Origin of the sequence: Pseudomonas sp. R1-43-08 (genome assembly GCF_003852255.1) — a bacterium.
Taxonomy (GTDB): Bacteria; Pseudomonadota; Gammaproteobacteria; order Pseudomonadales; family Pseudomonadaceae; genus Aquipseudomonas.
In genome coordinates this window covers 2,211,819-2,229,324 of the sequence record NZ_CP027734.1, presented here as the reverse complement: position 1 = coordinate 2,229,324, position 17,506 = coordinate 2,211,819, and the positions used below count along the sequence as shown (strand labels likewise).

Here is a 17,506-nt window from a genome sequence, read left to right as displayed (position 1 = left end):
CCATGACGCTTCAACAATCCCGCCGCCTGCAAAGCCTGTTGCTCGGCACCCTGGCCTGGGCCATTGCGATCCTGATTTTCTTCCCGATCTTCTGGATGGTACTGACCAGCTTCAAGACCGAAATCGACGCGTTCGCCACGCCGCCGCAGTTCATCTTCACGCCGACGCTGGAGAACTACCTGCACATCAACGAGCGCAGCAACTACTTCGCCTACGCCTGGAACTCGGTGCTGATTTCGTTCAGCGCCACCGCCCTGTGCCTGCTGATTTCGGTGCCGGCCGCCTACTCCATGGCCTTCTACGAGACAAAGCGCACCAAAGGCACGCTGCTGTGGATGCTGTCCACCAAGATGCTGCCGCCGGTGGGCGTACTGATGCCGATCTACCTGCTGGCCAAGAGTTTTGGCCTGCTCGATACGCGCATCGCGCTGATCATCATCTACACCCTGATCAACCTGCCGATCGTGGTGTGGATGGTTTACACCTACTTCAAGGACATTCCCAAGGACATCCTCGAAGCCGCACGCCTGGATGGCGCCACCCTGTGGCAGGAAATGGTGCGGGTGCTGCTGCCGATCGCCAAGGGCGGCCTGGCCTCCACCGTGCTGCTGTCGCTGATCCTGTGCTGGAACGAAGCCTTCTGGTCGCTGAACCTGACGTCATCGAGCGCCGCGCCGCTGACCGCGCTGATCGCCTCCTATTCCAGCCCCGAAGGCTTGTTCTGGGCCAAGTTGTCCGCCGTGTCGACCCTGGCCTGCGCGCCGATCCTGATTTTCGGCTGGATCAGCCAGAAACAACTGGTGCGCGGCCTGTCCTTTGGCGCAGTCAAATAATAATTCCAAGCGGAGGGCCCATCATGGCCAACCTGAAAATCAAGAATCTGCAAAAAGGCTTCGAAGGTTTTTCCATCATCAAGGGCATCGACCTGGAAGTGAACGACAAGGAATTCGTGGTGTTCGTCGGCCCGTCGGGCTGTGGCAAATCCACGCTGCTGCGGCTGATCGCCGGCCTTGAGGAAGTCAGCGAAGGCACCATCGAGCTGGACGGGCGCGACATCACCGAAGTGACCCCGGCCAAGCGCGACCTGGCAATGGTGTTCCAGACCTACGCCCTGTACCCGCACATGAGCGTGCGCAAGAACATGTCGTTCGCCCTGGACCTGGCCGGCGTCGACAAGCAACTGGTGGAGAGCAAAGTCAACGAAGCGGCGCGCATTCTGGAGCTGGGCCCGCTGCTGGAGCGCAAGCCCAAGCAGCTCTCCGGCGGCCAGCGCCAGCGCGTGGCGATTGGCCGGGCGATTGTGCGTAACCCGAAGATTTTCCTGTTCGACGAACCCTTGTCCAACCTTGACGCCGCTCTGCGCGTGCAGATGCGCCTGGAACTGGCACGCCTGCATAAAGAGCTGCAGGCGACCATGATCTACGTGACCCACGACCAGGTTGAAGCCATGACCTTGGCCGATAAAGTCGTGGTGCTCAACAGCGGGCGCATCGAACAGGTCGGCTCGCCGCTGGACCTGTACCACCAGCCGGCCAACCTGTTTGTGGCGGGCTTTCTCGGCACGCCGAAGATGGGTTTCCTCAAGGGCAAGGTCACGCGTGTCGAAGGCCAGGGCTGTGATGTGCAGCTCGACGCCGGCACCCTGATCAGCCTGCCGCTCAGTGGCCCGACCTTGAGCGTGGGCAGCGCGGTGACCCTGGGCATTCGTCCGGAACACCTGGAAATCGCCACGCCGGGCCAGACCACCCTGACCGTTACCGCCGACGTCGGCGAACGCCTGGGCAGCGACACCTTCTGCCACGTCATCACCGCCAACGGCGAGCCTTTGACGATGCGCATTCGCGGCGACATGGCCAGCCAGTACGGCGAGACGCTGCACCTGCACCTCGATCCGGCCCACTGCCATCTGTTCGACACCGAGGGCGTGGCCGTAGCCCGCCCCCTGCGCGCCGCCGCCTGATTTCGCGAGTATTACGCCATGAAGCTGAATAAACAGAACCTCACCCAGTTGGCGCCCGACGTGAAAGTGCCGGCCTATGCCATCGCCAGTACATCCCAGGGCATTGCGCATATCGGTGTCGGCGGTTTCCACCGCGCGCACCAGGCGTTTTACACCGACGCCTTGATGAACACCGGCGAGGGCCTGGACTGGAGCATCTGCGGCGTTGGCCTGCGTGCCGAAGACCGCAAGGCCCGCGACGACCTGGCCGGTCAGGATTATCTGTTCACCCTGTATGAACTGGGCGACACCGACGACACCGAAGTGCGTGTGATCGGCGCCATCAGCGACATGTTGCTGGCAGAAGACGGTGCCCAGGCCCTGATCGATAAACTGGCCGAGCCGGCCATCCGTATCGTCTCGCTGACCATCACCGAAGGCGGCTACTGCATCGACGACAGCAACGGCCAATTCATGGCCCACCTGCCGCAGATCCAGCATGACCTGGCGAACCCCGGCGCACCGCAGACCGTGTTCGGGTTTATCTGCGCCGCGCTGACCAAGCGCCGCGCCGCCGGCACCCCGGCGTTCAGCGTGATGTCCTGCGATAACCTGCCGCACAACGGCGCCGTCACCCGCAAGGCCCTGCTCGCATTCGCCGCGCTGCACGATGCGCAACTGCATGACTGGATCGACGCCAATGTGAGCTTCCCGAATGCCATGGTCGACCGCATCACACCGATGACCAGCACCGCCCACCGCTTGCAACTGCATGATGAGCACGGCATTGACGATGCCTGGCCGGTGGTGTGCGAACCCTTTGTGCAATGGGTGCTGGAAGACAAGTTCGTCAACGGCCGCCCGGCCTGGGAAAAGGTCGGCGTGCAGTTCACCGATGACGTGACGCCGTACGAAGAAATGAAGATCGGCCTGCTCAACGGCAGTCACCTCGCCCTGACGTACCTGGGTTTTCTCAAGGGCTACCGGTTCGTTCACGACACCATGAACGACCCGCTGTTCGTCGCCTACATGCGCGCCTACATGGACCTCGACGTCACGCCACACCTGGCGCCCGTGCCAGGCATCGACCTGACGGCGTACAAGCAGACCCTGGTCGACCGCTTCTCCAACCAGGCAATTGCCGACCAGTTGGAACGAGTGTGCTCGGACGGTTCGTCGAAGTTTCCCAAGTTCACCGTGCCGACCATCAACCGCCTGATCGCCGATGGGCGTGAGACCGAACGCGCGGCGCTGGTGGTGGCCGCCTGGGCCTTGTATTTGAAGGGTGTCGACGAAAATGGCGTGGCCTACACGATTCCCGATCCGCGTGCCGAGTTCTGCCAGGCGCTGGTGAGTGATGACGCGTTGATCAGCCAGCGCCTGCTGGGGGTTGAAGAGATTTTCGGCACGGCTATTCCCAACTCGCCTGCATTTGTGGCAGCGTTCGAGCGGTGTTATGTGAGCCTGCGCGATAGCGGCGTCAGCGCGACCCTGCAGAATCTCCTGCAGAAACCGGCTTAAAATGTGGGAGGGGGCTTGCTCCCGATGGCGGTGGGTCAGTAAAAGATGCATCAACTGACACGCCCTCATCGGGAGCAAGCCCCCTCCCACATGTGGACCGCATTGACAACTCCAACAATAAGACTGCTGAGCAAATCATCATGACCCAGCAAAACCTGTTCCTCGGCATCGACTGCGGCACCCAGGGCACCAAAGCCATCGTCCTCGACGCTTCCAGCGGCAAGGTACTGGGCCTGGGCGCCGCTGCGCACACCTTGATCAGCGGCGCCAACGGCCGGCGTGAGCAACACACCCAGGAATGGCTGGACGCCTTCACCGAAGCCACCCACCGCGCCCTGCAACAGGCCGGGGTGGACGGCCAGGACATCCTCGGCATCGGTGTTTCCGGCCAGCAACACGGCCTGGTGTTGCTCGATGCCCAGGGCCAGGTGCTGCGCCCGGCAAAGCTGTGGTGCGACACCGAAACCGCCGCGGAAAACGAGCGCCTGTTGCACCATCTGGGCGGCGAAAGCGGCTCGCTGGAGCGTCTGGGCGTGGCCATCGCGCCGGGCTACACGGTGTCCAAACTGCTCTGGACCCGTGAACAGCACCCAGACCTCTTTGCGCGCATCGCCCATATCCTGCTGCCCCACGACTACCTCAATTACTGGCTCACCGGCCGCGCCGTCGCCGAATACGGCGATGCGTCGGGCACCGGCTACTTCAACGTGCGCCGCCGTGAATGGGACGTGGCGCTGCTCGCGCACATCGACCCCAGCGGTCGCCTGCAGGCGGCGCTGCCCGAGCTGATTGAAGCCGATCAAGCAGTGGGCACGATCCTGCCGGCCATCGCCGAGCGGCTGGGCATCAACCCCAACGCGGTTGTCGCCAGCGGCGGCGGCGATAACATGATGGGCGCCATTGGCACCGGCAACATCGCTCCTGGGGTGATCACCATGAGCCTGGGCTCATCAGGCACCGTCTACGCCTTTGCCGACCAGCCCAACGTCAGCCCCCAGGCCTCAGTCGCCACCTTCTGCGCATCCAGCGGCGGCTGGTTGCCCTTGATCTGCACCATGAACCTGACCAACGCGACCGGGGTGATCCGCGAGCTGTTCGAACTCGACCTGCACGCCTTCAATGCCCTGGTCGAGCAGGCCCCCATTGGCGCGGACGGCGTGAGCATGCTGCCATTCCTCAACGGCGAACGGGTGCCCGCCCTGCCCCAGGCCACCGGCAGCCTGCACGGCCTGACCATGACCAACCTGACCCGCGCCAACCTGTGCCGCGCGGTGGTCGAAGGCACCACTTTCGGCTTGCGCTACGGCCTGGACCTGCTGCGCCAGACCGGCCTGCAAAGCCTGCGCATCCGCTTGATCGGCGGCGGTTCGAAAAGCCCGCTGTGGCGACAGATGGTCGCCGATATCATGAACACCGAAGTGGTCTGTACCGAACAGAGCGAGGCCGCGGCCCTGGGCGCGGCGATCCAGGCGGCGTGGTGCCAGTCCGGCGAATCCCTGACCAGCCTGTGCGACAAATGCGTGAGTCTTGACCCGGCTAGCCGTACCCTGCCGGTGCCGGCCAACGTGAGCGCCTATCAACAGGCCTATGAGCGCTATCAACAGCTCGTGGCAACCCTTTAAGAGCGAGTGACTATGTATCTGGTGTGTGGTGAAGCGCTGTTCGATTTTTTCAGCGAGGAGGATGCCGACGGGCAGGCTGCCAAGCTCAATTACACGGCGATTGCCGGTGGTTCGCCGTTCAACGTGGCGGTGGGCCTGCGCCGCCTGGGGGTCGAGTCCGGGTTCTTCGCCGGGATCTCCCATGACTACCTGGGCCGGCGCTTGCTACAGGTGCTCAAGGACGAAGGCGTGAGTGAAGATTTCCTGGTGCCCTTCGACGCGCCGACCACCCTGGCCATGGTGGCCGTGGGTGCCAATGGTTCACCGCAATACAGCTTTCGTGGCGAAGGCTCTGCAGACCGGCAACTGCAGTTGACGCATCTGCCGCCCCTGGGTGATGAGATTCGCGGGCTGCATGTGGGCTCGTTTTCGCTGGTGGTACAGCCGATTGGCGACACACTGCTGGCGCTGGTCAAGCGCGAAAGCGGCAAGCGCCTGATCAGCCTCGACCCTAACGTACGGCTGAACCCGCAACCGGACATCCAGCTGTGGCGCGACCGTGTGACGGAGTTGGTCAAGCATGCGGATTTGATCAAGGTCAGCGATGAAGACCTGCACCTGCTCTACCCCGAGCAGTCGCCGGAAAGCGTGCTGCAAGGCTGGCTGCAACACCGCTGCCAGTTGGTATTTCTCACCCGTGGCGGCGATGGCGCCAGCGTGTTCAGCCGCCGCCACGGCAACTGGTCACAACCGGCAATCGAGATTGTGATGGCCGACACGGTCGGCGCCGGCGATACCTTCCAGGCGGCACTGATTGCCTGGTTGACCGAGCACCGGTTGGACTCGGTGCAAGGGCTGCAACAACTCAGCCGCGAACAGATCGACGCCATGCTCGGCTTTGCGATTCGCGCCGCGGCGCTGACCTGCACCCGCACCGGGCCGGACCTGCCTTACCGCACCCAGCTAGGCTGAGCGCCCCACAGGCCACGCACTGCGTGGCCTGCAACCTTTTGTCAGAAATTTCACCGATGAACGAGGTGTGTGCTAGACCAAAGAACAGCAGTAATAAAAACACAACGTAGGACACGTTATGACCAAGGTCTCAGGCTTTCCAACCCGAGCCGTTATTGCTGTCGGCATCCTTTCACTGCAGTACATCACCCCCCAGGCCGCGCATTCCGCGTGTGCCTTTACCCCAGGTTCAGGCGACGATACCTACGTCTGCGACAGCGGCACCAGCACCGCCGGACTCACCGATCTTCTGGGAAACAATCGTCTGTCGCTGCCCGCCGGTGGTACGGGAACCGTCAACGGCCCTGTCACGTTCGGCGCGGGCGAAGATCGAATCCGGATTGATGCCGGCAGTATCCTGGGTGCTGTGCAACAAGGCTCCGGCATCGATGACTTCGTTATGAACGGCGGGCGAATTCCTTCTCTGGCCCAGGGCGATGGCCTCGACACCTTTCTGATCACCGGCGGCGTCATCGAAAGAGAATTCGTCGACGGTGACGTGGCGAGACAAACCGGCGGCACGATTGGCCGGGTCGACATGAAGCTGGACGATAACGTATACGAGATGACCGGCGGCGAGATCCTCGGCAACCTGGTCACCGGGTTCGGCAAGGACAGGATCGACATCTCGGGAACAGGCAGCGTAGGCGGCAACATCAGCACCAGCGGCGGCGATGACATCATCAGGGTGAGCGGCGGCGTGATCAAAGGTGAAATCCGCGCCAGTTTCGGCAACGACACGTTCACCTGGAGCAACGGCGGTGAGATCCAGTCTTCAGTATTGATGGGCGATGGTGACGATACCGCCTTGCTCAGCGGCCTTACTGAAAGCCGGTTGGCCGCCACGCCGTCGATTGACGGTGGTCTGGGCAATGATCAGCTGACATTGGATAACACCACCTCCGGCAACGCTGCGCGCTATGTCGGCTGGGAGACGGTCAACCTCAATAACGCCTCGCGTTTTGACCTGGCTGGGGATTTTTTCCTCGGCGACAGCACCAGCAACACCGGTACGTTCAACATCGATGGCAGCAGCACCCTGGCCGTGACGCAAGGCGCCATCCGGCCTTACACCACGGGCCAATTGGCCACGCTGAACAATGCCGGTACGATCGACATGACCACCGGCAGCGCCAGTACCGGCGATGCGCTCACGGTGCATGGCAATTACGTGGGCAACAACGGTCAACTGTGGCTGCAAACCGTGCTCGGTGACGACACCTCCGCCACCGACAAGCTGGTAGTGTCCAATGGCACGCTCAGCGGCCATACCCAGTTGGCCGTGACCAACCTCGGCGGTGCCGGTGGCTTTACCCAGAACAACGGCATCGAGGTGGTCCAGGCCGTCAACGGCGCGGTCAGCAGCACGGATGCCTTTGCCCTCAAGGGCTCGGTGTCGGCCGGTGCCTATGAATACCGGCTGTTCAAAGGTGGCGTGACCGCCGGCACGGAAAACAACTGGTACCTGCGCTCCTCGGTGGTGGCCGTGCAGCCACCCGCCGTGCCGCCTGTGCCACCCACTCCGCCGGTGGTGGTGCCGGTTCCGCCGATTCCGCCGACGCCGCCGGTGGTCGACCCCGATGAACCCCCGGTGGAGCCACCGACCGCGCAGCCGGTCGCGCCGATCGAACCTGCGCCGCCACCGCCGAGCCAGGTGGCGGCAGCCACCTCACCGCAATCGGCCGCCAGCAACCCGGCCGTGCCGACGGCGGTGCCCGGTGCCGAACCTATCGCGCTGTACCGTTTGGAAGTGCCGGTGTACTCGGTAGTGGTCCCCGCCGCGCAAGTCATGACCCGCATGGCCCTGGGCACCTTCCATGACCGCCAGGGCGAGCAAAGCCTGCTCAGCGAAACCGGCGCGGTGCCGGCGGGCTGGGCGCGGGCCTATGGCAGCGACTTCAACAAGCGTTGGTCGGGCACCGTATCGCCAAGCTTCGACGGCAGCGTCAAGGGCTATCAGGTGGGGCACGACCTCTACGCTGCGCACACCAGCGGTGGGCAACTGCAACGGTTTGGCTTGTTCGTCGGGCAGAGTCGCTTGAACGGCGACGTCAAGGGGTTTGCCGAAGGCTTCCAGGATCGGCGCTCGGGACGGGTGAAACTGGATGGCGACAATTTCGGCGCCTACTGGACCTTGACCGGCACCGAAGGTGGGTACGTCGATGTGGTCACGATGTTCACGCGCCTGGACGGTGAAAACAAATCCGACCGTGGCGTGAAGATGAACACCAAGGGCCACGCCCTGGCGCTGTCCGCCGAAGCGGGTTATCCGATCACCCTGTCCGAGCAGTGGGTGGTGGAGCCCCAGGTCCAGGTGATCCGCCAGACCATCGACCTGGACACCCAGCACGACGGCATTTCCAAGGTAGCGTTCGATTCCCAGGAATACTGGACCGGCCGTGTTGGTGCACGCCTCAAGGGCCGCCAACTGGTGGGCAACACCCCCATCGAGCCCTACGTGCGCGCCAATGCCTGGCGTACGTTCGGCGGCAGGGACACGGTGACTTACGATGATGGGGACCGCATCAAGAGTGATCACAAGGCGTCCACCGCCGATGTGGGCGTAGGGATTGTCGCCCGATTGTCTTCAACGGTGAGCGTTTACCTGGCGGCGGACTACACCACCAACCTGGATGGCAACGCCCAGGAGGGCGTGAGCGGCAATGCCGGGGTGCGTATGAGTTGGTGAAGACCGTATGGTTTGAGGGCCTGGCAACTACCAGGCCCACAGGTCAGCGTTGAACGAAGCACACCCTTAAAATCTGCGCCCTCCTGCTCGTTGCAGGACAGGCGTGTGGCTGTGCTTGAGGTCTTCACGCAGTTCAGCGATCAGGTTGCAAATGGCGCGGCTGCTGTCGAGTTTGTCGGCGTTTATACCCTTGACCTCCAAGTCCACTCGATCACGGTCGCGGTCGTCGTACACCCGGATCGTCAGTGAAGCGTCTTCGGCTTTGGTGCATTCACACCGCTTAGGCAGGAAACTTCCTTCAATAATGCTGCGAAGCTCTAGTTCCGAAAGCATGGCTAACCTCTCCTTTGTTGAGACTGCCAATGGTTTTATGAGTATCCGGCAGGCACTTGCCTGCCACGTCTTGCCGGCCCTGGAAGACGCCTACAGAAATAAGCCTACTCGGCAAAATCTCCTGCTGTTGTAACCATTCTTCATAAGCGCTGACGGCGCTTATATATGAAAAATCTGACTGTCTGCATCCTCGGCGAACCACTTCGATTAAACGTTTAACCCACAGGACGCGTGCGCAGGCCGGTTTTTCCAGCAACATATGGCAACCAATTCATCTGTCGTCGTTGGGTCGAGAGGGACTTACGCAAACCATACGAAACATATACGCTTTGTATATCAACCCAACACAGTGAAGCTTATGGGCATCGTCAAGATCACCGACCAACTGCACGAACAGCTGCGCCTGGCCAGCGCCGCGATGGACCGCTCCATCAACGCTCAAGCCGAGTTCTGGATCAAGATCGGCCTACTGGCTGAACTCAATCCCCACCTGCCCTACAACGAGCTGATCAACAAGCTGTTGCTGGACAAACCCGACCTGATCCGAGGGCGCAGCCAATGATCAAGACGCCACAGCAGCTGGTGGTCATGCGCGAAGCCGGGCGCCTGCTGGCCCAGGTGTTCAGCATGCTCGACACCTTTGTCGTCGCCGGCCGCTCCACTCTGGAGCTGGACAGCGCCGTCGAAACCTTCATCCGCCAGGAGCTCAAAGCCCGCCCGGCCAGTCTCGGGCAATATGACTACCCCTTCTGCATCAATACCTCGATCAACGAAGTGGTGTGCCACGGCATGCCCAGCGCCCGGCAAATCCTCAAGGATGGCGACATCATCAATATCGACATCACCCTGGAAAAAGGCGGCTTTATCGCCGACTCCAGCAAGATGTACATGATCGGCAACGTCTCCCCCAAGGCGCGGCGCCTGGTGGAGATGACCTTCGAGGCGATGTGGGCGGGCATCCGCCAGGTGCGGCCCGGCGCCCGCCTGGGTGATATTGGCCATGCGATCCAGCACCATGCGCACACCAATGGCTACAGCGTGGTGCGGGAATACTGCGGCCACGGCATTGGCCGAGACATGCACGAAGAGCCGCAAATCCTGCACTTCGGCCGCCCCGGCACCGGCCTGGAGCTGCGTGAGGGCATGGTGTTCACCATCGAGCCGATGCTCAACCAGGGCAGCGCGAAGGTGCGCAGCCTCAAGGATGGCTGGACGGTGGTGACCAAGGACAACAGCCTCTCGGCGCAATGGGAACACACGGTAGCGGTCACGGCCGATGGGTTCGAAGTATTGACGCTGCAAGCGAGCGCTTGAACCTCAAGCCACCTGCTTGATCCCGGCCTTGGCCTCCAGCTCACGCACCAGCGGCAACACGCGTTTGCCGAAGTACTCCACCTCTTCCTGGAAATGCAGGAAACCGGCCAGCACCAGGTCCACGCCCACCGCCTTGAGCGCCACGATGCGCTCGGCGATCTGCTGCGGTGTGCCGATCAGGTTGGTCTTGAAGCCGTCGTTGTATTGCACCAAGTCTTCAAAGCTGGACTTGGCCCAGTTGCCCTCGCCTTCCGGGGACGCCTTGCCGGCTTGTCTGGCCGCGTCACCGAAGGCGTTGACCGCTTCCGGGTCGGCTTTATCGATGATCTCGGCGAGCACGGCACGCGCTTCTTCCTCGGTGTCGCGGGCGATCACGAAGGCGTTGACGCCGACTTTGACCGAATGGTTATTCGCTGCCGCCTTGGCGCGGATGTCATCGACCTGGGCCTTGATGCCTTCCGGGGTATTCCCGTTGGTGAAGTACCAGTCCGACACACGCGCGGCCATGTCCCGCGCCGCCCGCGAACTGCCGCCCTGGAACACTTCGGGCTGGCCCAGCGGCTTGGGCTTGAGGGTGTAGTTGTTGAAGCGGTAGAAGTCGCCCTTGAAGGTGAAATCGTCCTGGGTCCAGATGCCTTTCAAGGCGCGGATGAACTCTTCGGAGCGGCGATAGCGTTCATCGTGTTCCAGCCAGGGTTCACCGATGGCCTGGAATTCGCCCTTGAACCAGCCACTGACGATATTCACCGCGATACGGCCGTTGGTGAGCTGGTCGATGGTTGCCAGTTGTTTGGCCGCCAGCGCCGGTTGCCACGGGCCCGGCAGGATCGCCGCGATCACCTTGAGGGTGGTGGTCGCCGCCAGCAGCGCGTGGCTGAAGGCCACTGATTCGTGCTGGTTTTCGGCGCCGTAGCCGGCAGTGAAGCGGATCTGGGTCAGGCCGTACTCGAAGCCGGCCGCTTCGGCCAGTTGCGCCAGTTTACGGTTGTAGTCGATGCCCCAGTGGGTACGTTGTTCGATCTTGCTGACCACCAGCCCACCGCTGACGTTGGGCACCCAATAGGCAAATTTCACGGCTTGCTGACTCATTGAACAGTTCCTCGCACACAGGGATGTACCCAGGGCTTGAGCAGCAAGTGTGCCAGTCACGGTTAAACGCCCTGGCCGTGCGGGTTGCGGCGCAAAACCCGGGCTTTGCACGGCGTGCCGCGACTGTCATGGATCGCTGCGCTTTGTCCAAACGCTGTTGCTGGAGCAACAGTGGCGGGCGTCCCCGCGCCGTAAACACGGGCCCGCGCGCCCGGCACGGAGTGTGCAACCCCCCTGGGACTTGATCACTGCCCAGGAGCCCACCCCCATGACCGAGCAACACGTCATCAACCCGCTGTCCATCGGCGTCGACTACACCACCCTGGCCGAGCGTTTCCGTCCGATCTTCCAGCGCATCGCCGACGGCGCGGTTGAACGCGAGCACAGCCGCACCCTGCCCCATGAGCCGATCCGCTGGTTGAAGGAAGCCGGCTTCGGCGCGGTGCGAGTGCCGGTGGAATATGGCGGTGGCGGCGCGTCCCTGCCGCAGCTGTTCGAACTGCTGATCGAACTCGCCGCCGCCGACTCCAACGTGCCCCAGGCCCTGCGCGGGCATTTCGCGTTTGCCGAAGACCGCCTGAATGCGCCGCCGGGCGCGGGGCGCGAGGTGTGGTTCAAGCGCTTCGTCGACGGCGACCTCGTCGGCTGCGCCTGGACAGAAATCGGCACTGTCGCGATCGGCGACGTGGTCACCCAGGTCAGCCCCAACGGTGACGACTGGGTACTCAACGGCGAAAAGTTCTACAGCACAGGCAGCCTGTTTTCCGACTGGATCGACGTGTACGCCCAGCGCAGCGATACGGGCGGCGACGTGATCGCCGCCACCCGCACGCGCCAGCCAGGCGTAGTGCAAAGCGATGACTGGGACGGCTTTGGCCAGCGCACCACCGGCAGCGGCACCACGCGCTTTACCGATGCAGTCGTCGAAGCGCACAACGTGATCGACTTTGCCGACCGCTTCAAATACCAGACCGCGTTCTATCAACTGGTGTTACTGGCCACCCTGGCCGGCATCGGCCGCGCCGCGCTCAACGACATGGCCCAGCAGGTACGCAGCCGCAAGCGCATCTACAGCCACGGCAATGCCCCGCACGTCAGCCAGGACGCGCAGGTTCAACAGGTAGTCGGCGAAGTCGCCGCGCTGGTTTACGCCGCCCAGGCCAGCGCGTTGAAAGCCGCGCAGCCAGCGCAACGGGCTTATCTGGCACGATTTGGTGGGGATGAGGTGGCCGAGCGTGAAGCCAACGTGGCGGCCGAGATCGAATCGGCGACGGCCCAGGTGGTGGTCTCGGAGCTGATCCAGCGTGCCACCAGCCAACTGTTCAACGCGTTGGGGGCCTCGGATGTGCGCCAGGGCAAGGCCCTGGACCGGCACTGGCGCAATGCGCGGACGGTGGCGTCGCACAATCCGCTGATCTACAAGGCACGGATCGTCGGTGACTGGGTGATCAACGGCACTGAGCCGCCGTTTGTCTGGCAAATCGGCAACGGCCCGGCCAAGGCCTGAGGCCGGTTCCACATGTGGGAGTGGGCTTGCCCTCGATGGCGGCGGGTCAGTCATAGATATATTGCTGACACTCCCTCATCGGGGCATAGGTATCTACACAACTTTCGCGCGGCCCTAAACCTGTGACGGCTCAGCAGCCGAAGCCTCTCTAACTGCCGCCCCGCGACCTAAATGTGGGAGGGGGCTTGCTCCCGATGGCGGCCTGACAGCCGACCAAGATGCTGGATCAGGGCGAGTACATATCCGTTGCTGCGGTAACGGCGGCTTAGGGTTCCGCCCTTACGGCGTCTCACTTTTGAAAAGCGCAAAAGTAAGCAAAACGCTCTTGCCCCACCACTCGGCACCTCGCCTAGGCTCGGTGTGCCCGTAATCCGACAGTGATTTGGGGGGCCGCCGCCACGCGCCATCCATGGCGCGGGGCGGCTAAACCGGCATCCCTGCCGGTTTACCCCCCAAATCACTGTCGAATTCCGGCCAGCGTGGTTTAACGGGGCGCCTAGATCAAAAGCAAGATCAAGAGCGACTCGCTTCGCATCGTGGTTAGCGTAGGCTGCTGCTACACAGTTGTGTAGATACGTATGCTCATCGGGGGCAAGCCCCTCCCACATTGGAACGCGGGGCTTCAGTTAGAGAGGCTTCGGCTCCCGAGCTGTCGCGGGACCGCGCCCCTCTTAGAACGCGAGTTTGTAGCCCACCGCCATCAACATCACCGCCAGGCACGGACGCAGCACCGCGTCCGGGATCCTGCCGGTCATGTGGCTGCCCAGGTAAATGCCCGGCAGCGAGCCCATCAGCAAAAAGCCCAGCAGGTGCCAGTCCATATTGCCCATGCTCGCATGGCCCAGGCCCGCCACCAGGGTCAGCGGCACGGCATGGGCGATCTCGGTGCCCACCAGCCGGCGCGTGGCGAGGAACGGGTACAGGATGAACAGTGCCACGGTACCCAGCGCGCCGGCACCGATGGAGGTCAGCGCCACCATGGTGCCAAGGACGACACCCGTTACTACGGTCAGCGCATTCAGGTTGCGCGGGCGCATGTGATAGTCGTCACCGGCATGGCGCTGGGCGAACGCCAGCAAGCGTTGCTTGAACAGGATCGCCAGGGCCGTCAGCAGCAACACCACACCCAGCGCCTGTTTGATCACCGCGTTCATGGCGCTGGGGTCGGTGTGCAGGCTGGCGAGGAACCACAGGGTCAACAGCACCGCAGGCACACTGCCGAGGGTGAGCCAGCCGGTGATGGTCCAGTCGATGTTCCGGTTCTTGCTGTGCACCAGCACACCACCGGATTTGGTAATGGCGGCATACAACAGGTCCGTGCCAACGGCGGTGGCCGGGTTGATGCCGAACCACAACAGGATCGGCGTCATCAGCGAGCCGCCACCCACGCCGGTCATGCCCACGATAAATCCTACGATCAGGCCGGCAACCACGAAACCCACATTACCCACATCCATTACAGCTACCTGCGGCCTTATAAAATTCTGGCGGCAGGATAGCGATTTTTCTTATAACCACTTATATCAATATGATCTGACTTTATGCCTTTTCTGATAATCGCTGGCAGGCGTACGCCTGGGTCTGATACGCAAACGCCACGGTGTCACGGCCCTTCAAGGCGGGATGAGTGTCGATCAGTTGCTGCAATTGCGCCGTGACGCCGGCTTTTTCTGCAGGAGGCAATGCGGCGATAAAGCTGACCGACAGGATGCGGTCCATGATCACTTCCTTCGGGCTGCCGACATGGTGATAGGCAAAGCAGGTCAGTTCAGGGGCGGAAAAATACTCACCGGTGAAGGCCTCGCGCCAACGTCCGCTATGAAAACGCGGGGTGTCGCCCTCGTAGGGGGTAATGATGGCCGTGATGGCAGCGATCCAGTCCACCGACTCATCACGCACATTCCACACCAGCCCCAAACGCCCTTCGGGTTTGAGTACACGGTGGATCTGCGCCAGCGCCGCCTCACTGGAAAACCAGTGGAAGGCCTGGGCGCAGACCACTGCATCGGCGCTCGCGGACGCCAGCGGCATGGACTCGGCCGTGCCATTGACCAGCCGTACGCCCGGCAGCAGTTTGGCCAACTGGGCGCCCATTTCCACCACCGGTTCGACGGCGATCAGCGTCGGCGCCAGGCTGCTGAGCAAGCGCGTGAACTTGCCGGTGCCGGCCCCCAGGTCGATCACGGTCGAGTGGGCATCGATGCCCAGCGCGTCGGCCAGCCAGCCGGTGAGTTGTCGCGGGTAGCCGGGGCGACCTTGCGCGTAAGTGCGGGCCTGGGTAGAGAAACCTTGCTGAGCGGACGCGTGGACACCAGTCATTGCCAATCTCTCTTCGGGTAAAGCGGGGGCCACAGTGTGCGCCGTCTCGCGGTTATTTTCTAATCGCTGCATCGACGGCAGGCAACCACGCACGAAACCGCGCGCCGCCCAAGGGTGAAGCCTCGGCGGTCAAGCTGCCGCCCTGGGCTTGCAGGGCCCGCCGGCTGATGGCCAGGCCCAGGCCGAAACCACCGGTGGCGCGGTCGCGGCTACGGTCCAGACGGTAGAACGGCTCGAAGATGCGCTCGCGCTGGTCCGGCGGAATGCCGATGCCATCATCCTCCACGAAGATTTCACAGCCGTTGGGGCAGACCCTGACGCCGACCTGGATGCGCGTGTCGCAGTAACGCGTGGCGTTGCGCAACAGGTTCTGCAGGGCACGGGCGGTCAGGCGCGGGTCGAGGCTGAAGCGCTCCACGGCGCAGTCGAGCGCCACGTCGATAACGATCTCGGGGTTCTCCAGTTCATCGTCGACACTGCCCAATACGCTGTCGATGAATTCGTCGAGCACCACCTCCACGCGCTCCGGCTCCTGCGCCGGGTTTTGCAGGCGGCTGTAGGAAAGCAACTCCAGCACCAGCTCATCCAGTTCACGAATATGCGCCACCAGGCTTTGCAAGCGCTCTCGACTGGCCGCAGGCAAGTCCTCCGACAGCGCCAGGGCCAGGCCGAAATCCAGGCGGGTCAGCGGTGTGCGCAGTTCATGGGACACCGCGTTGAGCAGGTCGCGCTGCTGATTGAGCAGGTGTTCGATGTCGTCGGCCATGGTATCGAACACCGATGCGAGGCTGCCGATGCTGGAGCTGGCGGGGATCAGCGTGCGCTCGGCCAGGTTGCCCCGCCCCAACTGCGCGGCGGTGCTTTTCAGGCGTTCCAGGTCACGCCAGTGCGGGCGCAGCCACACCAGCAGGCAGGCGAGCAGCGCCGCGACGATCAGCACGTTGATCGCCCAATACAGCACGTTCATATCCAACGGATCGGGCGGCACCGTCAGCTTGACCACGAATTGCTCATTGATCGGCGAGCTGATTTCCTCCATCCAGCCCCATTCCCCCAGGCGCACCACCGATTTGCCCTGTTCCAGCAGTTTTTCTTCCGCCGGGGTATAGCGCGCATCCTGGCGCAGCAGCAATTGCACCTTCAACGGCGCAAAATCGCGGCCCAGCTGCTCGGTGACCTGTGACCAGCGCTCCACCGGTGCGCGCACGTATTGCTTGACGATCAGCTTCTGCTGGCCGCGGGTCTGCTCGATGTTGTAGTTCATGTAACGGTGTTCGAACAGCTGGATCACCAGGGAGGGGATCAAGTAGATCGCCGCGCTGTAGGTGACGATGGTGATCAGGTAGAGACGCAGCAGGACACGAAACATGGCTCAGCATTCCCACTCGGAACGGCTGAACAGGTAGCCCTTGCCCCACACGGTCTTGATCTTGCGCGCTTCGCCGGCGTGGTCGTCGAACTTGCGGCGTAGCTTGGAGATGGCCACGTCCACCGAACGGTCGGTGCCGTTGAATTCGATACCGCGCAGGCGCTGCAGAATCTGGTCGCGGCTGAGCACTTCACCGGCATGTCGCGCCAGCACCACCAGCAGGTTGTACTCGCCGCTGGACAGCTCCACCGCCTGCTCGCGCCAGGTCACGGTACGCTCGCACAAGTCGATGCACAGGTTGCCCATGATGATGCGGTCGCTGGCCACCTGGGGCTCCGACAGGCTGCTGCGGCGCAGCAAGGTGCGCACACGGGCGAGCAGCACCCGTGGCTCGCAGGGTTTGGTCACATAATCGTCGGCGCCCATTTCCAGGCCCAGCACCTGGTCGTGGCTGTCGTCACGGGCGGTGAGCATCAGGATCGGCAGGCCCGCCGAGTCGGCGCGCAGCAGGCGGCAGACCTGCAGGCCGTCGAGGCCGGGCAGCATCAGGTCGAGGATGACCAGGTCCGGCGGGTTCAGGCGCGCGCGTTCGCGCACCTGGTCGCCACGGCTGAGCACGCTGACGTGGTAGCCATTGCGTTCCAGGTAGCTGGCAATCAGCTCGGAGAGCGCGGCGTCGTCTTCCACCAGCAGGATGTTGGGCATGAAGGTGTTTCCAGAAAATACAATGATAAGTCGTACGCAAACCCCATGTGGGAGGGGGCTTGCTCCCGATGAGGGAGTGTCAGTAATACATCTGTGACTGACACACCGC

The 17,506-nt window shown here is 62.8% G+C and carries 15 protein-coding genes; 9 read left to right on the top strand and 6 right to left on the bottom strand.

Features of this window, described 5'->3' with window-relative positions; all coding sequences use genetic code 11:
• The first annotated feature begins 2 nt into the window (after window positions 1-2).
• The 6 genes from C4J87_RS10280 to C4J87_RS10255 all read left to right on the top strand — a co-directional run bounded on the left by C4J87_RS10280 (window position 3) and on the right by C4J87_RS10255 (window position 8,761).
• The gene (locus C4J87_RS10280; RefSeq protein WP_003233033.1) at window positions 3-833 is read left to right on the top strand and encodes a carbohydrate ABC transporter permease; all 831 of its coding nucleotides are present in this window, start codon (window positions 3-5) and stop codon (window positions 831-833) included.
• 23 nt (window positions 834-856) lie between these two features.
• Window positions 857-1,960: an ABC transporter ATP-binding protein gene (locus C4J87_RS10275; RefSeq protein ID WP_124366672.1), complete on the top strand. Its 1,104-nt coding sequence runs from the start codon at window positions 857-859 to the stop codon at window positions 1,958-1,960.
• Between the two features lie 18 nt (window positions 1,961-1,978).
• Window positions 1,979-3,460 carry a mannitol dehydrogenase family protein gene (locus C4J87_RS10270; protein WP_124366671.1) on the top strand — a complete coding sequence of 494 codons (1,482 nt, stop codon included), beginning with the start codon at window positions 1,979-1,981 and terminating at the stop codon, window positions 3,458-3,460.
• Between the two features lie 140 nt (window positions 3,461-3,600).
• Complete coding sequence (gene xylB / locus C4J87_RS10265) at window positions 3,601-5,082, top strand: xylulokinase (protein ID WP_124366670.1); 1,482 nt, start codon at window positions 3,601-3,603, stop codon at window positions 5,080-5,082.
• Between the two features lie 12 nt (window positions 5,083-5,094).
• Complete coding sequence (locus C4J87_RS10260; RefSeq protein ID WP_124366669.1) at window positions 5,095-6,033, top strand: carbohydrate kinase; 939 nt, start codon at window positions 5,095-5,097, stop codon at window positions 6,031-6,033.
• A gap of 118 nt (window positions 6,034-6,151) precedes the next feature.
• On the top strand, window positions 6,152-8,761 hold the full coding sequence (locus tag C4J87_RS10255; protein ID WP_124366668.1) for an autotransporter outer membrane beta-barrel domain-containing protein: 2,610 nt from the start codon (window positions 6,152-6,154) through the stop codon (window positions 8,759-8,761).
• Between the two features lie 66 nt (window positions 8,762-8,827).
• Here C4J87_RS10255 and C4J87_RS10250 read toward each other — a convergent pair whose 3' ends face one another.
• Window positions 8,828-9,094 (bottom strand): DUF1652 domain-containing protein, encoded by a 267-nt coding sequence (locus C4J87_RS10250; RefSeq protein ID WP_124366667.1) that lies wholly within the window; start codon window positions 9,092-9,094, stop codon window positions 8,828-8,830.
• A gap of 358 nt (window positions 9,095-9,452) precedes the next feature.
• Between C4J87_RS10250 and C4J87_RS10245 the strand changes: the two genes are divergently transcribed.
• Both C4J87_RS10245 and map read left to right on the top strand, forming a co-directional pair.
• Complete coding sequence (locus tag C4J87_RS10245) at window positions 9,453-9,656, top strand: ParD-like family protein (RefSeq protein WP_124362422.1); 204 nt, start codon at window positions 9,453-9,455, stop codon at window positions 9,654-9,656.
• Entirely contained in the window at window positions 9,653-10,408 is a 756-nt protein-coding gene (gene map, locus C4J87_RS10240) for a type I methionyl aminopeptidase (RefSeq protein ID WP_124366666.1), read from the top strand. The genes C4J87_RS10245 and map overlap by 4 nt, the downstream gene beginning before the upstream one ends.
• 3 nt (window positions 10,409-10,411) lie before the next feature.
• Here the strand turns inward: map and sfnG are convergent, their stop codons facing one another.
• Window positions 10,412-11,497 (bottom strand): dimethylsulfone monooxygenase SfnG, encoded by a 1,086-nt coding sequence (gene sfnG / locus C4J87_RS10235; protein ID WP_124366665.1) that lies wholly within the window; start codon window positions 11,495-11,497, stop codon window positions 10,412-10,414.
• A gap of 268 nt (window positions 11,498-11,765) precedes the next feature.
• Between sfnG and C4J87_RS10230 the strand changes: the two genes are divergently transcribed.
• The gene (locus C4J87_RS10230) at window positions 11,766-13,004 is read left to right on the top strand and encodes an acyl-CoA dehydrogenase family protein (protein WP_124366664.1); all 1,239 of its coding nucleotides are present in this window, start codon (window positions 11,766-11,768) and stop codon (window positions 13,002-13,004) included.
• 671 nt (window positions 13,005-13,675) lie between these two features.
• Here the strand turns inward: C4J87_RS10230 and C4J87_RS10225 are convergent.
• The 4 genes from C4J87_RS10225 to C4J87_RS10210 all read right to left on the bottom strand — a co-directional run bounded on the left by C4J87_RS10225 (window position 13,676) and on the right by C4J87_RS10210 (window position 17,397).
• Window positions 13,676-14,461 carry a sulfite exporter TauE/SafE family protein gene (locus C4J87_RS10225; RefSeq protein WP_124362418.1) on the bottom strand — a complete coding sequence of 262 codons (786 nt, stop codon included), beginning with the start codon at window positions 14,459-14,461 and terminating at the stop codon, window positions 13,676-13,678.
• Between the two features lie 82 nt (window positions 14,462-14,543).
• Window positions 14,544-15,323 (bottom strand): class I SAM-dependent methyltransferase, encoded by a 780-nt coding sequence (locus C4J87_RS10220; RefSeq protein WP_124366663.1) that lies wholly within the window; start codon window positions 15,321-15,323, stop codon window positions 14,544-14,546.
• Window positions 15,324-15,375: 52 nt separating this feature from the next.
• Window positions 15,376-16,692, bottom strand: a complete 1,317-nt coding sequence (locus tag C4J87_RS10215) for an ATP-binding protein (protein ID WP_124366662.1) — start codon at window positions 16,690-16,692, stop codon at window positions 15,376-15,378.
• 3 nt (window positions 16,693-16,695) lie between these two features.
• Complete coding sequence (locus C4J87_RS10210; protein ID WP_124362415.1) at window positions 16,696-17,397, bottom strand: response regulator transcription factor; 702 nt, start codon at window positions 17,395-17,397, stop codon at window positions 16,696-16,698.
• Between the last annotated feature and the right edge of the window lie 109 nt (window positions 17,398-17,506).